This window comes from Alkalihalobacillus phoenicis, from assembly GCF_047302405.1.
In the GTDB taxonomy this organism is placed as follows: Bacteria; Bacillota; Bacilli; order Bacillales; family Bacillaceae_D; genus Alkalihalobacillus.
Genome location: NZ_CP154853.1, coordinates 2,479,310 through 2,500,866 on the forward strand (window position 1 = coordinate 2,479,310; position 21,557 = coordinate 2,500,866).

The 21,557-nt window shown below is 35.4% G+C and carries 27 protein-coding genes; 9 read left to right on the forward strand and 18 right to left on the reverse strand.

The features are described from left to right. The first annotated feature begins 57 nt into the window (after positions 1–57). Positions 58–657, forward strand: a complete 600-nt coding sequence (locus AA0017_RS11915) for an HTH-type transcriptional regulator Hpr (RefSeq protein WP_413374590.1) — start codon at positions 58–60, stop codon at positions 655–657. Positions 658–825: 168 nt separating this feature from the next. Here the strand turns inward: AA0017_RS11915 and AA0017_RS11920 are convergent, their stop codons facing one another. After that, a complete protein-coding gene (locus AA0017_RS11920) occupies positions 826–1,401 on the reverse strand; it encodes a YpmS family protein (RefSeq protein WP_413374592.1) in 576 nt (191 codons plus the stop codon). A 228-nt stretch (positions 1,402–1,629) separates the two neighbouring features. On the opposite strand from AA0017_RS11920, the gene AA0017_RS11925 reads away from it, so the two are divergent. Beyond that, positions 1,630–1,809, forward strand: a complete 180-nt coding sequence (locus AA0017_RS11925; protein WP_003322920.1) for a hypothetical protein — start codon at positions 1,630–1,632, stop codon at positions 1,807–1,809. 134 nt (positions 1,810–1,943) lie between these two features. On the opposite strand, the gene AA0017_RS11930 is transcribed toward AA0017_RS11925, so the two are convergent. Both AA0017_RS11930 and AA0017_RS11935 read right to left on the reverse strand, forming a co-directional pair. After that, positions 1,944–2,033, reverse strand: coding sequence for a YjcZ family sporulation protein (locus tag AA0017_RS11930; RefSeq protein ID WP_040323705.1), 90 nt, complete (start codon positions 2,031–2,033; stop codon positions 1,944–1,946). Between the two features lie 87 nt (positions 2,034–2,120). Continuing rightward, positions 2,121–2,204, reverse strand: a complete 84-nt coding sequence (locus AA0017_RS11935; protein WP_081939220.1) for a YjcZ family sporulation protein — start codon at positions 2,202–2,204, stop codon at positions 2,121–2,123. A 258-nt stretch (positions 2,205–2,462) separates the two neighbouring features. Between AA0017_RS11935 and AA0017_RS11940 the strand changes: the two genes are divergently transcribed. Then, positions 2,463–3,383: a peptidylprolyl isomerase gene (locus tag AA0017_RS11940; RefSeq protein WP_413374594.1), complete on the forward strand. Its 921-nt coding sequence runs from the start codon at positions 2,463–2,465 to the stop codon at positions 3,381–3,383. Between the two features lie 33 nt (positions 3,384–3,416). On the opposite strand, the gene AA0017_RS11945 is transcribed toward AA0017_RS11940, so the two are convergent. The 10 genes from AA0017_RS11945 to AA0017_RS11990 all read right to left on the reverse strand — a co-directional run bounded on the left by AA0017_RS11945 (position 3,417) and on the right by AA0017_RS11990 (position 12,719). Further along, a complete protein-coding gene (locus AA0017_RS11945) occupies positions 3,417–3,695 on the reverse strand; it encodes a sporulation YhaL family protein (RefSeq protein ID WP_413374596.1) in 279 nt (92 codons plus the stop codon). A 208-nt stretch (positions 3,696–3,903) separates the two neighbouring features. Then, a complete protein-coding gene (locus AA0017_RS11950; protein ID WP_413374598.1) occupies positions 3,904–4,770 on the reverse strand; it encodes an alpha/beta hydrolase in 867 nt (288 codons plus the stop codon). A 104-nt stretch (positions 4,771–4,874) separates the two neighbouring features. Continuing rightward, positions 4,875–5,765, reverse strand: coding sequence for an alpha/beta hydrolase (locus AA0017_RS11955; RefSeq protein ID WP_413374600.1), 891 nt, complete (start codon positions 5,763–5,765; stop codon positions 4,875–4,877). 552 nt (positions 5,766–6,317) lie between these two features. Next, a complete protein-coding gene (gene yhaM / locus AA0017_RS11960; RefSeq protein ID WP_413374602.1) occupies positions 6,318–7,277 on the reverse strand; it encodes a 3'-5' exoribonuclease YhaM in 960 nt (319 codons plus the stop codon). A gap of 320 nt (positions 7,278–7,597) precedes the next feature. Continuing rightward, positions 7,598–8,989, reverse strand: coding sequence for a sensor histidine kinase (locus AA0017_RS11965; protein WP_413374604.1), 1,392 nt, complete (start codon positions 8,987–8,989; stop codon positions 7,598–7,600). Then, entirely contained in the window at positions 8,986–9,669 is a 684-nt protein-coding gene (locus AA0017_RS11970) for a response regulator transcription factor (protein WP_413374606.1), read from the reverse strand. The genes AA0017_RS11965 and AA0017_RS11970 overlap by 4 nt, the downstream gene beginning before the upstream one ends. 309 nt (positions 9,670–9,978) lie before the next feature. Further along, positions 9,979–10,347 (reverse strand): hypothetical protein, encoded by a 369-nt coding sequence (locus tag AA0017_RS11975; protein WP_413374608.1) that lies wholly within the window; start codon positions 10,345–10,347, stop codon positions 9,979–9,981. A gap of 186 nt (positions 10,348–10,533) precedes the next feature. Beyond that, complete coding sequence (gene yidC, locus AA0017_RS11980; protein WP_413374610.1) at positions 10,534–11,292, reverse strand: membrane protein insertase YidC; 759 nt, start codon at positions 11,290–11,292, stop codon at positions 10,534–10,536. Between the two features lie 26 nt (positions 11,293–11,318). Next, on the reverse strand, positions 11,319–11,588 hold the full coding sequence (locus AA0017_RS11985) for a hypothetical protein (RefSeq protein ID WP_413374612.1): 270 nt from the start codon (positions 11,586–11,588) through the stop codon (positions 11,319–11,321). 288 nt (positions 11,589–11,876) lie between these two features. Further along, entirely contained in the window at positions 11,877–12,719 is an 843-nt protein-coding gene (locus AA0017_RS11990) for an HAD family hydrolase (protein WP_413374614.1), read from the reverse strand. Positions 12,720–12,926: 207 nt separating this feature from the next. Between AA0017_RS11990 and AA0017_RS11995 the strand changes: the two genes are divergently transcribed. Continuing rightward, positions 12,927–13,127 carry a hypothetical protein gene (locus AA0017_RS11995; protein ID WP_413374616.1) on the forward strand — a complete coding sequence of 67 codons (201 nt, stop codon included), beginning with the start codon at positions 12,927–12,929 and terminating at the stop codon, positions 13,125–13,127. 213 nt (positions 13,128–13,340) lie between these two features. Here the strand turns inward: AA0017_RS11995 and AA0017_RS12000 are convergent, their stop codons facing one another. After that, the gene (locus AA0017_RS12000; protein WP_413374618.1) at positions 13,341–13,694 is read right to left on the reverse strand and encodes a YlbF family regulator; all 354 of its coding nucleotides are present in this window, start codon (positions 13,692–13,694) and stop codon (positions 13,341–13,343) included. Between the two features lie 86 nt (positions 13,695–13,780). After that, positions 13,781–14,911, reverse strand: a complete 1,131-nt coding sequence (locus AA0017_RS12005) for a DUF445 domain-containing protein (protein ID WP_413382574.1) — start codon at positions 14,909–14,911, stop codon at positions 13,781–13,783. Positions 14,912–15,124: 213 nt separating this feature from the next. Here AA0017_RS12005 and AA0017_RS12010 point away from each other — a divergent pair, with 213 nt between their 5' ends. From AA0017_RS12010 to AA0017_RS12020, 3 genes are all read left to right on the forward strand, one after another. Then, positions 15,125–15,310: a hypothetical protein gene (locus tag AA0017_RS12010; RefSeq protein WP_413374620.1), complete on the forward strand. Its 186-nt coding sequence runs from the start codon at positions 15,125–15,127 to the stop codon at positions 15,308–15,310. 175 nt (positions 15,311–15,485) lie between these two features. Next, on the forward strand, positions 15,486–16,373 hold the full coding sequence (locus AA0017_RS12015; RefSeq protein ID WP_413374622.1) for a PucR family transcriptional regulator: 888 nt from the start codon (positions 15,486–15,488) through the stop codon (positions 16,371–16,373). A 127-nt stretch (positions 16,374–16,500) separates the two neighbouring features. Continuing rightward, positions 16,501–17,598, forward strand: a complete 1,098-nt coding sequence (locus tag AA0017_RS12020) for an ABC transporter ATP-binding protein (RefSeq protein ID WP_413374624.1) — start codon at positions 16,501–16,503, stop codon at positions 17,596–17,598. 41 nt (positions 17,599–17,639) lie between these two features. Here AA0017_RS12020 and AA0017_RS12025 read toward each other — a convergent pair whose 3' ends face one another. Beyond that, positions 17,640–17,891 carry a hypothetical protein gene (locus AA0017_RS12025; RefSeq protein ID WP_413374626.1) on the reverse strand — a complete coding sequence of 84 codons (252 nt, stop codon included), beginning with the start codon at positions 17,889–17,891 and terminating at the stop codon, positions 17,640–17,642. A gap of 65 nt (positions 17,892–17,956) precedes the next feature. Further along, positions 17,957–18,157, reverse strand: a complete 201-nt coding sequence (locus AA0017_RS12030; RefSeq protein WP_413374628.1) for a small, acid-soluble spore protein, alpha/beta type — start codon at positions 18,155–18,157, stop codon at positions 17,957–17,959. A gap of 461 nt (positions 18,158–18,618) precedes the next feature. Between AA0017_RS12030 and AA0017_RS12035 the strand changes: the two genes are divergently transcribed. Continuing rightward, positions 18,619–19,170, forward strand: a complete 552-nt coding sequence (locus AA0017_RS12035; RefSeq protein ID WP_413374629.1) for a LemA family protein — start codon at positions 18,619–18,621, stop codon at positions 19,168–19,170. 18 nt (positions 19,171–19,188) lie between these two features. Then, positions 19,189–20,073 (forward strand): zinc metalloprotease HtpX, encoded by an 885-nt coding sequence (gene htpX, locus AA0017_RS12040; protein ID WP_413374631.1) that lies wholly within the window; start codon positions 19,189–19,191, stop codon positions 20,071–20,073. Between the two features lie 87 nt (positions 20,074–20,160). Here the strand turns inward: htpX and AA0017_RS12045 are convergent, their stop codons facing one another. Then, on the reverse strand, positions 20,161–21,372 hold the full coding sequence (locus AA0017_RS12045; RefSeq protein ID WP_413374633.1) for a PLP-dependent aminotransferase family protein: 1,212 nt from the start codon (positions 21,370–21,372) through the stop codon (positions 20,161–20,163). Positions 21,373–21,557 lie beyond the last annotated feature (185 nt).

Sequence of the window (21,557 nt, forward strand, 5' to 3'; positions counted from 1 at the left end):
ATTTTTTTAGTAGAGAGAAAAAAGAAAATGAACCTTTTTTGGGATAGGAGGAGCAATATGGAGCAACATGAATCCAATTCGTTGTTACAGTCTGTTATTTTCAGTCATAAAGTAGCACAATTAAGCAAAGCATTATGGAAATCAGTTGAGAAAGATTGGCAAAAATGGATAAAACCATTTGATTTAAATATTAACGAGCATCACATCTTATGGATTGCTTATCAATTAGATGGGGCTGCTATTTCTGACATTGCCAAGTTTGGTGTTATGCATGTATCGACTGCCTTTAACTTTTCAAAAAAATTAGAAGCAAAAGGCTACTTAACCTTTTCAAAAAGGGATACAGATAAGCGTAATACATACGTATGTTTAACGGATGAAGGAAGAAGTTTATTTCTAAAAACGATGGAATCCTATCAGTTAAATACGTATAGTATCTTGGAGGGGGCACTACCGATTAAAGAGCTATACGGTAAGTTCCCTGAATTCTCAGAAATTATAAGTATCGTCCGTCATATTTATGGTTCTGACTTTGTTGATACATTTGAACAATCATTAATGAAACTTGAAAATGATTTTAATGATTCAGATGGTAGCTTAAAAAAGAGTGAGGTTGAGGACCCGATTATTCCAGCACTGGAAACTTCAAGTTCTTAATCAATCCACCTTAATTAGAACGGATTGGATAGACTAATCCAGAAAAGAAAGGCGATGAGAAATGAATCTTTTCTCATCGCCTTTTTCTGTTAATTATTGTATATGAAAAACAAATTTATTCTTGTAACATAATTTTTAATCATTTAATTCATTACAGTACTAAATGAATCATTTTGCTACTAGCTCTAATTTAATATTATCCGCATGGACATCAAACTCTTTAAATTGCAAATAATAATTAGCACCAAGATCAAGCTCTGTTATTTGAACATGTAATAACTCGTTTCCTGAATCAACGACGACCCACTCAGGAAAATCTGTCGACTCCCCCATTCCTGCTAGTATCATACTTACAGGAATATCAAAAAAGCCTACTTGCACTTGTCTCACATATAACAACAGATCACCATTTCCAGCAACAATAGGTTCTAAATAAACGGTAAAACCGATATCTTGTCCTAAAAGTCGAATCGTTGATTGGTACTTCACATAAGCTCCCTCAAACTCGATCACAAAATCTTGTTCAGATTCTAAATCAGTTGAGTAGATGAGCTGTATAATTTGTTCCTTGCTACTTGTCACTTCCAGTAAAGCATCTCCACTAGTAGGTCCTATTAGTTCAGAACGACTTAATTCGCCCCCATCAATACTCATGCTCCTTAAAAAGAGAAAAACCGTTAAAAAGGCTAACAAATTAATAATCAGTAGACCAAAAAAAGCCGCCTTCCACGTTACAAATCTCATCTTCCCATTCCTTTCCTTGTCCCATTCTACTTCATCATCTGCCTTAGTTCATAATTCTATTCCCAATTATACATCCAATCAACCATTGGATAATCTCAATTACATTATATTTCCTATTAATCTAAAAATAACTACCTATTCAACTCATAAAAAATAGCATATCTCTATCTTTTTTTGAGTAGATTTGATAAAGTTTAACTATCACTTGGCTAGACTGGAGGCAGACTAATGGTCTTCTTTTTAATTCTATTTGCGGTCTTTATCCTATATTCAATGAACTCAATGACCGATGCATTATGTGAACGTCGTGAAATTCCACTCGAAAAACAACCACAAGTTTTTCGCACAATTAATATTTTAATGACGATTCTTTTAACTTCAACTTATGTTAAGATCTTATTTACGTAATTATAAGTAATATTTTTTTATGATTAATTTAAATGGCCAAGCAAGTTTGCCTCAAATGAGATCATGCTTTAACCTGTGGATAGAAAAAGAGTGAACCGATCTGGCTCACTCTTTTTTCTATTCAAGTTCAACTATTAGCAAACCCAAGAAGCACCGATGATAACTAATAGGATGAATAATACAACGATTAACGCGAAACCGCTATTTCCGTATGAATAACCCATAGTAAATCCTCCTTAGAATATTTTAATTTTTGTTTAGTTGAAGCTATGTGATTGATTACTCCAAAAAAAAGAGATGTCGTCGCCAGCTTACAACCAAGCTGCACCTACAATGACTAATAAGATGAACAATACAACGATCAACGCAAATCCACCTTGGTATGCGTGAGACATAATAACACCTCCTCTGTGCTTTGTTAGGATATCTTATGCAAATGCCTTCTATCTGTACTGGGCGAATGACCCAAATTAAGGCTAAAAACCTTATTCTTTTGTCCACAAAACAAAAAAAATTCAGCGCTTTCCACAAATAAAGTTGGTCTAAATTTATGATCCTTTACGAAAAACTTTTTCTAATTTAACTATTTATGGTATAGTAGACCCTGTGATTAGATTATGACAGTGGCGACCTAACTTAGAGGAGTGAAAAAAATGAAAAAGTACATACTTACTGCGGTAGGACTAGCTGCTTTTACCTTATTAGCAGCTTGTAACAATGAAGATACAACAGCAGACGATGCTCCTATTGTTGTAGTAAACGGAACTGAAATTACAGAAGGTGAACTCGTTTCCATCCTGAAAAATCGTTACGGAGATGAAACCCTTTCTGAATTAGTGGAGCGCCAAGCTATCCTTGCCCAACAAGAAAATTCAGGCGTTACACAAGAGGAAATTGATGAAGAGTTAGATTATTTAAAAACGAACTTACAAATTGAAACAGACGAAGAACTATTTGAAGCTTTAGCAAATAACTTCAATATTCACGTGACCTCTGTTGAGCAATTTATTGAAGGTTATATTATTCCTCCGCTTGTTATTGAAGCATTAGCGAAAAAGGATGTAAATGTAACAGAGGAAGATAAACAAGCCTATTACGAAGAAAACCAAGAGATGTATGAAGAACAAGTGGAAGCAAGTCATATTCTTGTAACAGAAGAAGAAGAAGCAGAAGAAGTTTTGGAGAAAATTAATGCCGGTGAAGACTTTGCTGAGTTGGCCATTGAGTACTCCATTGATGGTTCAGCTGCAAGAGGTGGCGAACTTGGTTACTTCCCTCGTGGGCAAATGGTTCCTGAATTTTCTGAAGCCGCTTTTGAATTAGCAGTTGACGAAGTAAGCGAAATTGTACAATCAGAATTTGGCTACCACATCATCAAAGTAACTGGTAAAAAATCTACTTTCGAAGATTTTGAAGAAGAAATTGAAGCAGCTTTAGAAGCTCAACAAGCCAAGTCGGGTCCTGAAGTTTTAGCCGAAATTTTAGATGAGGCCGATATCGATGTTAGAGACTCAAGATATAGTGACTTATTTTCAAATGAATCTCCGGCTGCAGAGGCAGATGAAGAAGAATAATGGTCATAATAAAATCCTAGCGATTAATGATCGCTAGGATTTTTCTGTCTTCCTTTTTTCTCTTTCTTGCTCTATTCTTTCTATATAAATTTGTCCCTCTTTTTCAATAAATTCATGCTCAACATGACGTTCCTCTAGAGAATACTTCATGCTCATATAAGCACTAAACAAGATGCCAAAAATAACGAGGAAGATCCACCAAGGACTTGCTAATAACATTTCCCCTAAACTTGTTTGTGTAAATAGAAAGACTACTACAAGGGCAATAAGTAAAAATAAAGCGATCCGCTGACTTGCCTTATTTGAATTCATCTTTTTCCTCCTTTAAAACTTGTCCATTAGTATTACTATTATGTATGCGAAGATTCATTTAGATAGAACTAACAAACTTGACATAATAAAAAAAATGCCCAACCCCATACGTACCAAGAGTTTAGACATTTCTCAAGCAAGTTCATTAAAGCATTATTTGTATTATACGAACACTAATTCCTATAGACTAAACTTACATTAAAAAAGTTTAAAATAACTGATTATAAAATTCTGCAATCTCCTCAAGAGACTGAAAACTTTCAGGTAAAGCTACCATTTGGAATGCATGGAACATTTCCTCCCAAGTACGAAGAGAAACATCTATTCCTTGAGCTTCTAACTTCTCAGCTAAAAGAACTGAATCATCAAAGAGCATTTCTTCTGTGCCTACATGAATTGATACAGGAGGAAAACCTGTAAATTCTCCAAAAAGTGGAGAAATAAGAGGATTCGTTGGATCGGCTCCCCTCACGTAATGCATTTTAACTTCCTCATCTGCATTCGCATTAATGATAATCTCTCTGTTGATACGCTCTTTATAGGAAGGAAGTGAAAAACTTAAGTCAACCGCTGGTGATAATGAACAAATGCCAGCAGGGAGTGGTATATCATTCTGCTTTAAAAATAATGCTGTCGATAAAGCTAGATTGCCGCCTGCTGACTCTCCCAAAAACACAATATTTTTCGGGTCAACTCCCTTTGACAATAAATCTTTGTAACAAGCTACACAATCATCTAGAGCAGCTGGAAAAGGATGTTTTTCGGCTAGGCGATAATCAACGCTTACCACATTCGCTTTAATTAAGGCAGCAATGTGTGATGCCATAAATCTTCCACCTTCTGGGGAGCCTAGGACAAAAGCGCCGCCATGGATATAAAATATTATTTTATCAAAATGATCGTTTATATGAAGTTTTTCTACTGGAATATCATTTACCATATAAGAAGATATTTCTGTACCAGGATGAAGTGGTATACCTTTCACCATTTCTAGCAGTTTTTCAGTTAAATCCTTATAATCCCTCTTCGATAAATCTGGATACATTTCTCTTGCTGAACGAAGCTTTTTAATCATTTCCTTTGATTCTTTACTAATCATGGCTAATCTCTCCCTCAAGTTTAGAATTGAAATCCAATTGTTACATACCCTTTTAAGTAACTCGTCGAACTATATCTAACTTACATATCGAAATGACGGGACAAGAACTTTACTGAAAGGTCCAACCACTGTGCAGCATCCTCATTAATCTGCTCGTCTACATTTCCTGACACTGTATTCCCGAGACTCAAACCATGTTCTCCCTTTTCAAATATATGCATTTCAAATGGGATTTTATATTCCTCAAGTTTAAGCCCAAATTTCAAAGAATTACCTACATAAATCAGATTGTCAGCGGCCGTATGCCAAATAAAAACGGGTGGTACTTTCTCATTTACAAAGTTTATCGGGCTCACTTCGAAAATTCTTTCCTCAGAATCATTTTCTCCCATGATAGCTTTGTTAGCTGCCTTTAATACCTCTTTTTTAGTCCCCAGTCCAGGAATGGCGATATTTGCTGACTCATCTCTGTCCATCATCTTATTAGTATAGAGAAGGTCTAACCACGGATATCCTAGTACAACTGCATTAGGTCTCAGAATTTCTGCATCTACCCCAAACTTTTCAGATAAAAAAGGCTCCTGCCAGTGTACAGCGAGTGAAGCGCATAAGTGCGCTCCCGCGGAAAAGCCACTTATTGCAATTCTATCCGGGTCTATATTCCATTCGTCAGCATTCTGTCTCACCGTCAAAATCATTTTTGCTAAATCATACAGTGGTGTAGGATATTCAGTGTTACCTTTATCCTTAGTAGTATATCGAAGAACAAAAACGTTGTATCCTGCGCTAAGGTATTGTAAAGCAACTGGCTCCGCTTCTCTATCTGAGGTATAATGATAACCTCCACCAGGACAGATAATCATCACTGGGTGCTTGCGATCCTTATCAATCTCTACTGAATTGTCCAACAAATATTTTACATAGTAAGTTTCGTTGTTACCCTCCCAAATTTTCCCTTTCTCGACTAGCATATATTTTTCCTCCCTTATAATTTAGCTTTGCAAGTAGGTCAAATACTAATTTCAAAACTATTTTCCTTATTTAGCATAAAATTATATCGTGCTTCGTAGAGATTAGCATCAATTGTCCCTATACAACATAAGGAACCGATTTGATTCCGCTTACAAAAATAAAATTTCTATAATTGAAATTAACACTTGTTTAAATTCTAATAAGTTTGTTTAGATGTGAGTCGCTTCAATATCACATGTAATATACATTTTTATCTCCTTACATTCTTTTATTTTTTTCGTTTAAAACAATGATGTTCACTGAGTGTAATTGTAAACGCAAACATAAGCACAAATAATCCACTCTCAATTCAAGCTCTTTTCCAAGAATAAAATCGCTTTATAGATTTAATTGTACTATTAATCCACTATGATTTATGGTAATATTTTTAGAATAATAGTATTTTTACTGTTTTTTTCGGGGACCAACTAATAGCAAATAACTTCAAGAGGAACAACAAAAAGCTGCTGAGTTCATTCTCAACAGCTTTCCACTAATATAGTCATTTCCTATTATAAGTCTAATGGTGGTTCATGAAAGCTTGGTTTATAGAAGCTTCGGTTATCTAATGCCATCACTCTTTCAGAAAAGCTTCCTGGCTGAACCCTCTCTAATGCTCGATCTAACATATTCATTTTTGCATCGATATTATCAATCAAATGTAGGAGTTCGGCCTCTTTGATTTGAGGTGTCTTTGGACTGCCCCATTCTCCTTTTCCATGATGACTTAAAACCATATGCTGAAGAATCAATACCTCTTCTCCTTCGATGCTTAATTCCTTTGCAGCCTCATCGATTTCATTAACCATGATGGTAATATGTCCAAGTAAATTACCCTCTAACGTATAGACCGTATCAATCGGTCCAGATAATTCACGAACTTTCCCTAAATCATGTAAGATGATTCCAGCATACAATAAGTCCGTATCTAAAGAAGGATACAACTGGGAAAGACTTTTAGAAATATGTAACATCGAGACAACATGATAAGCTAACCCTGAGAAAAATTCATGATGATTTTTTGTCGCTGCTGGTGATTCCAAAAAGGCAGCTTGATGTTTTTTTAATAAATGACGTGTAATACGTTGGATATTAGGGTTTTTCATCTCAAAAATATATTGCGTGATTTGCTCTAACATATCATCCGGAGAAAGTGGTGCTGAACGAACAAAATCAGCCAACTTTACATTATCCATCGCCGTCGTTGGTCTGATACTCTGTAATTTCAATTGGTTTCTTCCTCTATATTCGCCAAGCTCCCCCGTTAAATGAACGATCGACTTACTTACGAATGTCGACTCATCATCTGGAGAACAGCCCCATAGCTTTGCATCAATCTCGCCAGAATGATCACCCAAGATTAACGTAAGAAATGGCTTCCCATTACTCGCTATTCCTCTTGTTGCTGTTTTGATAAGAAAATAACTATCAATCTTATCTCCTACTTGATGATATCTGATTCCTTTACTCATCCTATCACCTCGAGCCAAATGTATTTGTATTAGTATAGCATACTTTTCACTCTATGCCCTCCTCCTAAGCGATACAAAACAAGATGTATAAGAATAACAATAGGCATCTTCTTGTTTAACTGCAAGTAACACCCTTGTACAGGAGGTTTTTGTTAGATACAATATATAACAACTTTCAGAGCAATTATCATTCATAATTAATGACTTAACAAAAAAAGGAGCCTAAAAGCTTTCTTGATAAGCTTTTAGGACAGCCTCTTGTCATAAATGTTCCGTTTTTAACTTAACATCTAATATGAATTAAATACGATTTATATTCATTACTTTTTATTTTTGCGTTTTGCTTTAGGATTTGCTTGGGGTTCCTCAATCGCTGGAAGATAAACTTTCATTTTTACCCCAGAAGCTGTATTTTCAATTTCAGCATAGCCATGGTGAAGCTCTGCAATTCGTTTAACAATCGCTAAGCCTAAGCCAAATTTCCCGTTATTACCTTTATAAAAAGGATTAAAAAGCTTTGGAATGTCATCCTCTGGAATGGGCTCTCCGTCATTTTCAACTGAAATGATGATTTTGTCATTTTTTTGTTCAGCATCGATCCATATCGAACTGACGGCATAACGTAATGCATTCTCAACTAGATTTTCTAATAAAACTTCTAGTTGTTCTTCATCACCTTTTAATTTCATGTCCGAATGATTCACATAAATTTTAACATCTTCTCGTTGAACACGAAATCTTTCTTCAATTTCAAAAGCTAACGAGCCAAAAATAAACTCATTTTGGTTTAATGTATCTTCTTTAAATGAATCAAGCTTCGTATAATAAAGCATATCAATGACTCTACGCTCCATTCGATTGCTTTCTTCAATAATAACATCCATTGTGCGCTCTAAATTTTGTTTAGGCAAAATCCCATCCTTTACAGATTGAGCATAACTTTTAATGACCATTATCGGAGTTTTTAGCTCATGAGAAGCATGCTGAATAAATGTTTTTTGAGCACTATCATATATATTCAAGTTTTGTCTCATCTTTTCAAATTGATCGGATAACCGTTGGAAATCTTCATCCCCTTTCCACTTGAGAGGTTCTTTCCAATCACGGTTCGCTATTTGCTCTAGATGATTCCCTAAAATAATTAATGGCTGTCTAAGATAATGCTTTAACCAAATCGCCGGAAGCAAACTAAGTACACTCGTTAATAAAAATAAATACAGTAATCGTTCCCAAAGCTTGTTCACCATTTGATCACGATATGTATCCCACATAAAGGAGATACGATACGCTTTTTGCCCCCAGAGCACGTCTTCTTTTACAACATAAAAAACCGTTTGTCCACCATATTGGAGTTCATAACGCCCATGTAGGGCATCTTGATTAAAGGCATTTACCGCCATTTGCCGTAAAACATCTGCTGGTGGGATCGTATCACCACCCGGAGGTCTGCCAAGCGTATCAAAGATAACTAAGTGAAAAACTTTACCAGCCTCGCTACGGTCAAGAAAACCGCCATCATCATCTGGAGGGTTAATAAAATCAATCAATGGATTACTAAGACGCTCCTGCTCTCTTTCAATTAAACGATATGTTTCCTCCGTTAATGTATCCTTAATGGAAATCGGAAAAATAATAATCACAGATAACCCAACTAATACAATTAGTGATATAAACGCAAGCCAAATTCGTTGCGTTAAATTAACTTTAATCATGATGATAAAATTCGGTAGCCATAGCCATACAATGTTTCAAGATGTACTCTTGGCATTTTTTTCCGGACACGACGAACGACATCGTCTACCGCACGTTCGGAGCCAAAGTAATTTTCTCCCCACACATACTCAATAATTTTGTCTCTCGAGAAAGCTTTACCAATATCTCCAGTTAATAATAAGACTAGGTCCATCTCTTTGGTTGTTAAATCAACGAGGGCATCCTCACCAATCTCCATATCAGCAACTGTACGTCCAATTGGATCAACGACATATTGATTGATTTCAATTTTCTTCTGTTCCTGATTCGATGTTCCATATACTCGATTAATAAGCTTTTTTGCACGTATAATTAACTCTTGCGGTAAAAATGGTTTAGCTAAATAATCATCACTTCCCATTTCTAACCCTAACACTCGATCTAAATCTTGATCACGTGCTGAAATGAATATAACGGGTGTATCTTCATTTTGTTTGATTGTTTTCAGTAATTGATAGCCATCCATGCCTGGCAACATAATATCTAATATCCATAAATGTGGTTTATCTTCAACAGCATCTGCCGCATTTTGACCGTTATCAAACACTCTTACTTCCCAATTTTCTTTTTCCAAATAAGCTTTTAATACTTCTGATAAATTTTCTTCATCTTCTACTAGATAAACGAGATAATCACTCAACTCGCATCCTCCTCAATTAACCTCTTATATTTTTGAAATGTTTCTCCAATTTTAACGACATAGTTAATAAATTTATTATTCCACTATTACTGGTAAATGAAACCTTAATTTTGATCCTATCATACCTTTTCTTATTTAAATATGCACCTGTTTAGACAAGTTCACACTATTTTTTACAAATTAGCCCTTAATCTTGTGAAAAATGAGGAAAAATACTCTTTATTTACTCAGTTCAACGAAAAAAAAGCTATCTTCATTGGAAATTGAATGCCACTGAAGATAGCTTTACATATGCTCTGCTAAAACGAATTATAATAAGGCAATAGCCGTTAGAGCCGCAAGAGGTAATACTAGTCGGTTCCAATTAATAGGTCTCGGGTACGGGTAATAACTCGGATAATAATAACTTGGATAGTAAGCTGGATACGGATTATAGTAAGGATTTCTTTGAAACTGCTGTGCTTGATGTGATCCGCTCTGATGTTGCTCCTGCATTAGTTGAGCTAAATCAACGTACTGGCCATTATCATCAACGGCAACTAATAAATACAGCTGCTCATCGTCCACATTTTCAATCACACCATTAATCACTTGCCCTTGATATTGAACAGAAACGGGCTGATTCATATATTGTTGGCAACTTGTTTTGATTTGCTCCATATTGTGCTGTTGATTCATCTTTACACCCCTTTTCTTAAACTCATAAAATAGTCTATTCAGTAAAAGAAAATGGGTGAATGCGGAGAGAAAAGCAATTATATATAAGAAAGCTCGGTCGAACTATTACATCGCTAGCCTTTACCTTGCCGTAACAATGAAAAAGCTCCTAAAAAGCTTTCACTTTCTAGGAGCTTAAATAATCATTTATACTTTTGATATTTGTTGTTGTTCTATTTGTTTTTTCGGTAAAATAACAACAAAATACGTTTGGAAAATCGTAAATATATTTCCGACGACCCAATACATAGATAAAGCAGAAGGTAACGATAATCCGGCCACAATAATCATCACAGGCATAATATACATAATGATTTTCATCTGAGCTGGCATTTCAGCTGAAGTCATTCTCAACTGAATCATCGTTGTTAAACCGGCCACAAATGGCAAAAACAAATCAGGTTGTCCTAGGTTAAACCATAGAAATGAGGTGCTAGCGATCGCTTCTGTTCTCATAATCGCAAAATAGAAAGCCATTAAAATCGGCATTTGCACCAACATTGGTAAACAACCTGCAATTGGATTCACCCCATGCTGTTGATAGAGGGTCATCATTTCCTTTTGCATTTCCTGCTGTTTTTTTGGATCTGATTTATCTGACTTATACTTTTTTTGCAGTTCATCTAATTCAGGTTTCAACGCTTGCATCGCTCTAGAGCTTTTTTGCTGCTTTAATACGAGTGGTAATAAAAGAAAACGAATGGTAATTGTCACAAGAATGATGGCAATTCCAAAGTTCCCTTTGAAAATTCCAGCCGTTTGAGTAATAAGCCAAGACATTGGATAAACAAAAAAGTGATTCCAGACCCCTGTTGATTCGGCACTAATTGGTTGATGCGTACCACAGCCTGCTAAAAGCACAGCAATTAGTAATAACAAGATTAAAACTTTTGTATTTGATTTCACTTGAATCCTCCTTATTAATTAAACGATTATTTCGCAAAATTAATAAGAGAATCTTCATCATCATTTGAATGATCATAGTAGCAAGGAATTTTAGGGCGATAAAACCTTTGAATACAACTATTAATAGGTAACAAATCGATTTCTTTTGTTACAAAGTTTAGTTTTCTTGAAAACAAGTAAGTTTTATGTGCATATTCAAAGCGGAATAACTCTGCTTTTGTATACGCCGCTACTAACCAGATTGTTAAAAGTACACTACACCAAAAAGACCATGTATCAATAATAACCTCAAACATCTTATCCCCCCTTCCTTCTAATTACGAAGCTTTTTTATCATTATAAATCAAAAAATATAAAAGTAGCAATTAATTAAATATTTTTATTACAAAATGTGGCTAACCTAGAAGGTGGAGCATGAGAGACTATCCTAACGACTCACTCAAATAACAAAAGCTTGCCGACCATCTCAATCGAGACTTTATCGACAAGCTGAGAGCGACTTAGTACGTCCCTCGAACATTTTTATATAATTCATTCACTACTTTTGCTATTTACTCACTTTTGAAGCAGCTCCTTACTATTAATTATATTTGCACTCGTAGCTGCTTTCTAAAGACTTCTCGTATCATATAAGCAACACCATTCTCTTCTTTAGAACGTGTCACCCAACTTGCTACTTGTTTTACCTCATCTATTGCATCTCCCATAGCAACCCCTAAACCTGCTTCTGCCACCATTTCACGATCACTTTCAGTTACTCCGATAGCCACTACTTCCTCCATTTTTACATTCAAATAATTTACGAGTAAACGAAGCGCTTTTACTTTAGATACTCCTGATTGAATAATTTCTATTTGATTAGATGAGCCCGTTTTTAAAATAAAAGATTGATTCATCTCCTTTATTTGATCAATCGCTCTTTTTAACTCATCCTCTAGTGCAAACTGAGCTTGTATTTTTAACGGCGCTAACGGATTATCAACTAAACGATCATAAACCGATTCGACAAATGACAATGGATAAAATCTTGGTTCATCTAAATTTAATGTCATTTTAGCAACCATATGATTTTTCTGTTTAATCTTATTTCCAAGGGAATAATGCTCATGAAAGACTCGAAAATGACAATCATAACGCTCAAAAATATCAACAATTTCCTCAGCTTGAGCTTCTTTAATTCGATTTGAATACAGTGCTTCTTCTTTTTCTTTAGCCACATACGCTCCATCACTACAAATCATATACTCATCAAGTTTTAGCGCTTTTGCAAATTTTAAAGCTGACAAATAAGGCTTTGACGTAACTAAAGTGACAATGACTCCCTTACTTTTTACATAGTCGATTGCCGCTTTGGTTTGTCGACTAATTTTCGTATCTGATTGAAGAAGCGCTCCATCAATGTTTATCGCTAACAATCGATAAGTCATATCGTTTCCTCCTCTTGGTGACTAACTTTCCTGTACTTGACTGTGCTTATCTATAGTTATGAATTGAAATAAAACCTTAGAACTTTTTTGCAAGGAAGGAATCTAATGTTCCATAGACTAAATCCAATTGGTTTCATATAATGGGTAATAGTGATTTTCACCACATATACAATTATTTAAGCTCTATTTAGAAAGGATACGTACCTCATGAAATTGCCGGTTTATTTATATATTTTAATTCCACTCTTTTTTCTATTTTTGTCATTAGGACAACCATCTTCATTCGAAACAAATATTTGGATGGTCATCGTTGGTAGCCTATCATTAGGATTATTTGTTGGGTTTGTGATTCATATGGCAACCCTTTTTAGTAAAAAAATCAAAAAAGGAAATAGTCAAATAAAATAACGGTGAACCGTTTTTTAGCAACTCTTTTACAATCAAGAAAGTACTCTTCCAAATCATGCACGAGTCTTTGACTATTCCTGTCTGTTTCACACTAAGTTTACTTGCTCAATATAGTAAAAGCCCGGTAATGTCATCAAGATGACACCACCGGGCTTTTACTAATATCGTATATAAAGGATCGGCCTTACATTTAAAAAGCCGAATACGACACCATTATTGTTGATCTGGATTTCCATAAATTTCTTCTAATGGTTCAGTGATGATCTTGTTCACATCACCAATTGTCACACTCAGGCGTTGCTCTGCTTCCATTAATTTCGAAATAAGTTCGTGCTGTTGCACAAGTTCAAATTGTTGTTGTGCTTTTTGCACTTCTTCTTCAGAAATTTGCTCACCTTGCATTTGTTTTCTTTGAAGGTCTAATTGAAGTTGGCGGAAATTGTCTAACATTTTTTTAGCAATATCATCTTGACCAATTTGCTCGTGTAAAGTTTTTAATATAGTAAAATCTTCACTTTCTGCAATAGCTTTCTTTAATTCTTGGGCTTTATCATATACGTTTGACATTTTAAAGTCCTCCTCAAAAATTTGTCTTAACGACTATAACATGTCTGAACAAATAAATCATCTTATAACCTAAAAGACCTAAGCATTTACACGAGAAATAATACGATAAGGCCTTGGAATAACCCAATGAACCCTCCTAAAAAAGATCCCAACCAAGTGATCATCTTCAATTCTCGCTTCGCTATTGATACAACTATCTCTTCTAAACGTTCTAATGGGAATCCCTCCACTTGCTTACGAACAATTTCTTCCAACTGAAGCCTCCCCAAAATAAACGGTAATCGCTCCACTAATACATCAATGGAAAACTCAACAATAGATGGAATCATTCGATTCATTATTTGCTCCTGGTAGGGTTTTGAAATTTCTGAGATAGGCTTGTCTAACCAATTAACGACAGGGATTTTTTCTTGAACGAATGGCGATATGTGAGTCAAAAACTGCTCTTTCGTTACCATCCCTTTTAATTCCTCAATCGATTTATTTTGAATTTGATACCACTCTTTCCTTAAAACACTTTCTATTAATTCCTTTGTTTGTTCATCTCGAAGGAGTTTACTTATTTGTGGCTGAAGTTTATCGACAAGCCTATCGTTACCTAAAAACATTTTTAGCATGTTGCCCAATGTGCCTTTTTTAAGTAAATATCGTTCAACCATCGCATTTAATTGCTCTTTTCCATCTGGACTTTGTAACTTTTGGTCAAAATTATTTTGAATCCATTCCGCCATTGTTGGAATCGATTGTTGAACCTTTTCACTAAGATTAATCGGCATTAATGTCGAAATTGGGGTTTCTTTATTCCTATCAAAAAAAGCTTCATATTCCGCCCCTAAATGTTGTTCAATTTTTAGCTGTAGCTGCTTTTTCGGTTCGTTTATTTTCCATTTATTCTCCAAAAAAATTGCAACCGTTTCCTCACTTTCAAGCGCTTTTTTCGCTTCTATTTGTAACCAAGATGTAAAATCATTTATAAAAGCTTCACTTTTAACTTGCTCACCTAACCCGTCACTCGTTAATAAATACTTTACGACTGTATCCCCTAACTGTTTCGCAATTTCTTGATGCCTTTTCGGAATTAAACCAGGGGTAAAAGGGATCTTAAATGAACTTACTTTTATTTGTTTATATGGTCTAAAAAGCATTCTTATCGCTAATAAATTTGTTAATCCACCTATTAAAGCACCGACGATAATCATAAATACAATCGTCCACATATTCTCCACGTTTAGGTCACTCCTCATTTGTTTAAAACATTCGTTTGATTCGATTCATTATACGCTAAATATAGGTACGTATACTAGCGTGACAAAGTTGCACAGAGAGCCCTTTTAAAAACAATCACAAAATGTAAAAAAACATCTTGAAAATTTCAACGAATAATTAACCTTTGTATTCAAATCCTATTAAATAAAAAGGAGGCGAAATTTATGTCTGACAAAAAGAAACATGAAGAAGAAGCCCACACAGAAGGCCGTGAAGAGTTTTTTATGGATATTGATCGAATGATAAATGAAGGGTTAGGTGGAGGAACCGTAAACGAACATCATAGTGGCAAAATTGAACAAGCTAGAGAACTCGAAAAAGAAAGCCCACCAAACTCTAAAAAAGATTAATTAAGAAAAGCCCTCCCCTTCGCTTATACTATTAACATCAACAATTAAAAAAGGCTGTCACAAGGACATTTTATTGACCTTATGACAGCCTTTTCTTCTTTATTGAGGACAAACTCCCCCTTAACTTCATTCGCTTTGGTATAATAATGGCAAGATTTATATAAAGGAGCTAGCTATGAATAAGGACAAGTTAAAACGAGTATTTGATGAAGTGATTGTTAAAAACCAACGTCCCTCGGCACATGACTCATTATTATGGCTAAATATTGAAGGTGAAGCGATAGGTTTTAATAGAGAACGCTTAACAGAAAAAGAATTACTTTTACTTAAAGAGCTTTATCCAAAATTTGTACATATTCCTGAACCAAAAACGACTGAAGAAAACGAGTGGAATAAATGGTTCTTAGAAGAAAGAGAGTTGGCTCCTAATTCTGCTAGCATACGCTTTATTCATTTCACTCTTGAACAATCAATTGACGACTATGACGCCTTTCACGATATTTGGGACAGCATGTCTGAGGAACCGAGTTCGATTATTTGGTTTAGTCAAAAAAACGGGGTTGTCATTAATACAAATGAAATGGATCGGGAAGAAAATGATTACGAAAGTTTAATTGATGCGATGTCCTCCGACTTTTATGCAGATGTAACAATTTTAATTGGATCAGAAGTAGCCGAACCAAAAACGGAACAATTTAAATGGGAACAGCAATGTCTTGAATATATTCAAGGCTTAAATCCTAAGAAAAGGGTTTTTCATATCCATGAAGCTTATGTTTATTATTTGCTTTCCTTTATCCCTTCAAATGAACGAAATCGGTTTATGCAGTCCTTTTTTACAGAGGAGGTTCTTCATGACTTCGATCTTTTAAATAGTATTTCGATTTATTTCGAATCAAATTTAAATATATCGTTAGCCGCTAAAACGATGCATATGCATCGAAATAGTTTACAATACCGTCTCGATAAATTTAGTGATAAAACCGGTATTGATTTAAAACAGTTCTCACAAGCTGCATTAGTCTATTCGCTTTTGTTATTACTCCCACTCAAAAAGCATTAATGGCGTTAGTTGGACAAGATGTATACAAATTGCACAAAGATTACCCTAAAGTTTGTGCACTCATCCCATAGTTTTTTCACTATGAAAGCATTTACAATAAAGTTAACAAATCAAGGGGGTACATAACATGGCAGATATTCAATTAAAAAATATTTATAAGATTTATGATGGGGATGTACAAGCGGTAACAGACTTTAATTTAGATATTCAAGATAAAGAATTCGTTGTATTCGTAGGTCCATCTGGTTGTGGTAAATCAACAACTCTTCGTATGATTGCCGGACTTGAAGATATTTCTAAAGGGGATTTAATGATTGGTGACAAACGTATGAATGACGTTGCCCCTAAAGATCGTGATATTGCGATGGTATTCCAAAACTACGCTCTTTACCCACATATGAATGTATACGATAACATGGCTTTTGGTTTAAAGCTTCGTAAATTCAAAAAAGACGAAATTGATCGTCGTGTAAAAGATGCAGCAAAAATTCTTGGTCTAGAAGAAATGCTTGATCGTAAACCAAAAGCAATGTCTGGTGGTCAGCGTCAACGTGTAGCACTTGGTCGTGCCATCGTTCGTGACCCTAAAGTTTTCTTAATGGATGAGCCGTTATCTAACCTTGATGCTAAACTTCGTGTACAAATGCGTGCAGAAATTACAAAACTTCATAAACGCCTACAGACAACGACAATTTATGTAACACATGACCAAACTGAAGCGATGACAATGGCCACACGTATCGTTATTATGAAGGATGGTTTTATTCAACAAGTAGGTTCACCAAAAGATGTTTATGATAATCCTGAAAATGTATTCGTTGGAGGCTTTATCGGTTCTCCATCGATGAACTTCTTAGCAGGTAAATTAGAAGGTGACATTTTTAAAATTGGTAAATTTGCTCTTCAAGTTCCTGCAGGAAAATTATCGATTCTTCGCGAAAGAGGATATGCTGACAAAGAAGTTATTTTAGGCATTCGTCCTGAAGATATTCATGATGAGCTTATCTTTATTGAATCGTCACCAGGAACAAAACTTAAAGCGACAATTGATGTTGCCGAGTTACTAGGTGCGGAAACGATTCTTTACTCTACAGTTGAAGGACAAGATTTTGTTGCACGTGTCGACTCTCGTACAGATGTTCAAAACGGTCAAACAATCGAATTAGCCTTTGATATGAACAAAGCCCACTTCTTTGATCAAGAGACAGAGTTACGTATTCGTTAATTGATTCAAACCCCAATATTCAATATGAATATTGGGGTTTTTTATAATTCATGTAACAATTGTATCGTCGTTTCCTGACAAGTAGGGCAATATAAATAATGAGCACATAAATGCTCAGAGTAATCGTTTTCAATTTGATTGTTCAATTTATTTAAATCAATCTCTTCATACGCACTATATTTATCGTCATAATCACTTATTCTGCCATAATCCATGATCTTCGTTTGGCAATTCTCACATTTGTTAGTCATTTCTTTTAACCCATTACAGACCGGGCAAATGCTCATATCCATTCACCTACTCTTAAAGTGAATTAAGAAGAGGTGAGACTCATTGCTCACCTCTTAATCCATACTTATTATTTTTGATGACCACCAAATTGTTGTTCAGCCATTTGAACTAAACGTTTAGTGATTTCTCCACCAACAGAACCGTTCGCACGTGAAGTTGCGTCTGGTCCAAGTTGAACGCCAAATTCTGATGCAATTTCATACTTCATTTGATCAAGTGCTTGTTGTACACCAGGTACGACAAGTTGATTTGAGCTGTTGTTTGCCATGTTGTTTCACCTCCTTGTGTAATCATAGTTTGTTTTTTTTTTCTGTTCTTATGTAAAAAAAAAATTAGCAATTAACGGAAATTCTTAAACGACTAACTTTTGGAGCTACTTTTGTGTTTTACGACGGCTTTTCTCGACTCTTTTACACATCAAGTTCATCCAAATTCAGAGAGGTCACTGAAAAACTCTGAGCGTAAGAATATGGCTATATCATTTAGCTTTACTCCACTCGCTGCATGCCCTACGCGCTCCCCTCGTTCCGTTTTAACGATTTAATCCAACTAATAGCAAACACCATTGAATGAAGTTACTTCTCATTTACACACTAAGCCGACTAAAATGCTTCCATAACAGAAAATATATTCAAACAAGCGGATACTCATGGTATGCTAAAAAATGAAACTTCATTGCCTTACATAACGTAGAAAGAATAATCAATTACACGAAGGGAGATTAAATGTATGGGTTTTTTAATAGGAGGAGGAATCATCCTTCTTATCATTATTATTTGGATTTTTTGTTATAATTCATTAGTTAAATATCGCAATTGGGTCGAGGAATCATGGTATCAAATTGAAAATCAATTAAAACGAAGATACGATTTAATTCCTAATCTAATTGAAACGGTAAAAGGATATACCAAACATGAGCAAGAGACTTTTGCCAAAATTGTGCAACTACGAAATCAAACCGTTGCTCCTGATCAATCAAGAGAAGAACAAATGGAAGCCAACAATCAACTTTCAAGCGGATTAAGACAACTCTTTGCCTTACGTGAAGACTATCCTGAATTAAAAGCCAACCAAAACTTCCTAATGCTCCAAGAAGAACTAACAGGTACGGAAAATAAAATTGCCTACTCAAGGCAGCTTTATAATAAAACGGTACGAGAGTACAATACTAAAATTGATTCCATTCCGACAAATATTGTTGCTTCTTTACACAATTTCCAGAAAGAAAATATGTTCTCTATTCCTGCAGAGGAACACGAAAATGTGAAGGTTCAATTTTAATGAATCGGAGGGAACATCGTGGTTTTATATAAACAAATCGAGAGGAATAAACGTCATACAGTCATTATTGTGACCGGTTTTATTTTATTTGTTTTAGCAGTAGGGGCGGCTTTTTCTTATATAAGAATGGGTGACTACTATAGCGGAATGGTCATAGCAGCCATTATCGGGGGCGGTTATACACTGTTCATGCTGTTATCTAGCACAAATGTCGTCATGAAAATGAATCATGCCAGAGAAATTAAAAGTGCACAGGACAATCCCTTTTTATGGAATACAGTTGAAGGTTTAGCTCTTGCTGCACGCGTGCCCACTCCTAAAGTTTATATTATTCGTGATTCAAGTCCCAATGCTTTTGCAACTGGAACATCACCCAAAAAAGGGGCTGTCGCAGTCACCACAGGTTTATTAGATCGCTTAAACCGTGAAGAAATCGAAGGGGTCATTGCCCATGAAATTGCTCATATTCGAAATTATGATATTCGCTTAGCGACGATTGCCATTGCCCTCGTTTCCGTTGTTGCCATCTTAAGTGACCTTGGCTCACGTATGCTTTATTATTCCAGTCGAAGTCGCCGTGATAACAACAATCAGTCACCAATTATTTTTATAATTGCTTTTGTTTTGTTAATCTTTGCTCCCATAATTGCGACATTAATTCGTTTAGCCATCTCACGCAATCGTGAATTCTTAGCGGATGCATCTGCAGCAGAGCTTACTCGAAACCCACATGCACTAGCCTCTGCTTTAAGGAAAATTACGACAGTAGATACACCTGTTAAAGAGGCATCGAGCACATCAGCCCCTCTATACTTTTCAGATCCGTTAAAGAAAAAAGCAAAGAGCCTTTTCTCCACTCATCCCGCACCAGATGAACGAATAAAAAGACTTCAACAAATGTAATAGAGCGATTGATAAGTTCGTAAGCTTTTTTAAGCCAAAATAAAACTGTTTCAAGTATCACGCTTGAAACAGTTTTTTTACTATTTATTAAACAAAAAAATGTTCTTGTTGTTCCACATTTTTAGATAGGACATCCACTAAAGCATTAATTCCTTTTTCAATTCGTTCTGGTGTTGAATGTGTGAAGTTTAACCTCATCGTATTTTTCTTCGCTAAGCCCGCATAAAATGGCTCCCCTGGAACATAAGCTACACCGTGTTTAACTGCTTCATTTAACAAAATCGTGGTGTTCAAGCGCTCGCTCAGTTCAACCCATAAAAACATTCCACCTTTAGGTTTTACAAACGATAATTCAGGTAAATCAGCTTTTTGCAAGCAATCAACCATCACTTCCATCCGTGAACGATAAACCGATATTAAGCTTTGAATATGACCATCTAAATCAAAATTTGTACATAATTGGTATAGAGCTTGTTGAGATAATGAGTTCGTATGCAAATCATTGGCTTGCTTTGCTTGTGACATCATTCGAATAACTTGATAAGGACCGACAATCCAACCAGTTCGTAAGGCAGGTACAGCAATTTTTGAAAATGTGCTCGTATATAAAACATGCGAGCCATCATCTAATGCAGCCAGTGGTGTGTATTTTTCTTCAGGTGAAAATTGTAACTCACCGTATGGATCATCTTCAAAGACGACCACATTGTATTTATGAGCCAAACGAATTAAAGCTTTCCGTCGTTCTAATGACCACACACGTCCGGCAGGATTCGAGAATGTTGGTACGACATAAACACTTTTAGGCTTATAATGTTTCATTTTTAGCTCTAGATCATCAGGTAGCATCCCATCATCGTCTGAATCTACAGCAATAATATTGGCTTCATATGAATGAAAAACCTGAAGAGCTGCTAAATAAGTAGGGTCCTCTGTTAAAATCACATCACCAGGACCTAGCATAATCCGTGAAAATAAATCAATTGCTTGTTGAGAACCAGTCGTAACCAAAACTTCATCAGAGGAGTAGTTTGTGATTCCCTTTTTATTTCTCATCCTTTCGATAATTGTTTCCCTTAACGGCCGATACCCTTCCGTTTCTGCATACTGTAAGGCTGACCCTTTCCCCGCCGCAAATACACGTGAAAATGCCTCTTCAATTCCTTGCATTGGAAAAAGCTCATCATCCGGTAATCCACCAGCAAACGATATCACATCGCCTTGACCAACTACTTTTAAAATATCGCGAACTGCTGAAGATTGAAGATGACGGACACGCTTTGCAAACGCATATTTCATGACAAAACACCTCTGTTTTCTTACGAATTTAATTTTTTGAATATTATATCAATACTAACGCATTCTCCCTATATGTCAATAAATTTGACGAAGATTCCGCAAAAATTTTTTGATAATTCCAATTCCTTTTTGACTGTGCCGAAATTCCCCTTTACCGTAACAAAGTTCTCATATACAAATCAGTA

Coding starts and splice junctions, on each gene's coding strand:
- AA0017_RS11940 (WP_413374594.1), top strand. CDS start 2,463: ATGAAAAAGTACATACTTACTGCGGTAGGACTAGCTGCTTTTACCTTA.
- AA0017_RS11930 (WP_040323705.1), bottom strand. CDS start 2,033: ATGGGTTATTCATACGGAAATAGCGGTTTCGCGTTAATCGTTGTATTA.
- AA0017_RS11935 (WP_081939220.1), bottom strand. CDS start 2,204: ATGTCTCACGCATACCAAGGTGGATTTGCGTTGATCGTTGTATTGTTC.
- AA0017_RS11955 (WP_413374600.1), bottom strand. CDS start 5,765: ATGCTAGTCGAGAAAGGGAAAATTTGGGAGGGTAACAACGAAACTTAC.
- AA0017_RS11950 (WP_413374598.1), bottom strand. CDS start 4,770: ATGATTAAAAAGCTTCGTTCAGCAAGAGAAATGTATCCAGATTTATCG.
- AA0017_RS12030 (WP_413374628.1), bottom strand. CDS start 18,157: ATGGCAAACAACAGCTCAAATCAACTTGTCGTACCTGGTGTACAACAA.
- AA0017_RS11920 (WP_413374592.1), bottom strand. CDS start 1,401: ATGAGATTTGTAACGTGGAAGGCGGCTTTTTTTGGTCTACTGATTATT.
- AA0017_RS11945 (WP_413374596.1), bottom strand. CDS start 3,695: ATGAATTCAAATAAGGCAAGTCAGCGGATCGCTTTATTTTTACTTATT.
- AA0017_RS12005 (WP_413382574.1), bottom strand. CDS start 14,911: ATGTGGACGATTGTATTTATGATTATCGTCGGTGCTTTAATAGGTGGA.
- AA0017_RS12010 (WP_413374620.1), top strand. CDS start 15,125: ATGTCTGACAAAAAGAAACATGAAGAAGAAGCCCACACAGAAGGCCGT.
- AA0017_RS12000 (WP_413374618.1), bottom strand. CDS start 13,694: ATGTCAAACGTATATGATAAAGCCCAAGAATTAAAGAAAGCTATTGCA.
- AA0017_RS11985 (WP_413374612.1), bottom strand. CDS start 11,588: ATGTTTGAGGTTATTATTGATACATGGTCTTTTTGGTGTAGTGTACTT.
- AA0017_RS12020 (WP_413374624.1), top strand. CDS start 16,501: ATGGCAGATATTCAATTAAAAAATATTTATAAGATTTATGATGGGGAT.
- AA0017_RS11990 (WP_413374614.1), bottom strand. CDS start 12,719: ATGACTTATCGATTGTTAGCGATAAACATTGATGGAGCGCTTCTTCAA.
- AA0017_RS11915 (WP_413374590.1), top strand. CDS start 58: ATGGAGCAACATGAATCCAATTCGTTGTTACAGTCTGTTATTTTCAGT.
- AA0017_RS11995 (WP_413374616.1), top strand. CDS start 12,927: ATGAAATTGCCGGTTTATTTATATATTTTAATTCCACTCTTTTTTCTA.
- AA0017_RS12035 (WP_413374629.1), top strand. CDS start 18,619: ATGGGTTTTTTAATAGGAGGAGGAATCATCCTTCTTATCATTATTATT.
- yhaM (WP_413374602.1), bottom strand. CDS start 7,277: ATGAGTAAAGGAATCAGATATCATCAAGTAGGAGATAAGATTGATAGT.
- AA0017_RS11975 (WP_413374608.1), bottom strand. CDS start 10,347: ATGAATCAACAGCACAATATGGAGCAAATCAAAACAAGTTGCCAACAA.
- AA0017_RS11925 (WP_003322920.1), top strand. CDS start 1,630: ATGGTCTTCTTTTTAATTCTATTTGCGGTCTTTATCCTATATTCAATG.
- AA0017_RS12025 (WP_413374626.1), bottom strand. CDS start 17,891: ATGGATATGAGCATTTGCCCGGTCTGTAATGGGTTAAAAGAAATGACT.
- AA0017_RS12015 (WP_413374622.1), top strand. CDS start 15,486: ATGAATAAGGACAAGTTAAAACGAGTATTTGATGAAGTGATTGTTAAA.
- AA0017_RS11965 (WP_413374604.1), bottom strand. CDS start 8,989: ATGATTAAAGTTAATTTAACGCAACGAATTTGGCTTGCGTTTATATCA.
- AA0017_RS12045 (WP_413374633.1), bottom strand. CDS start 21,372: ATGAAATATGCGTTTGCAAAGCGTGTCCGTCATCTTCAATCTTCAGCA.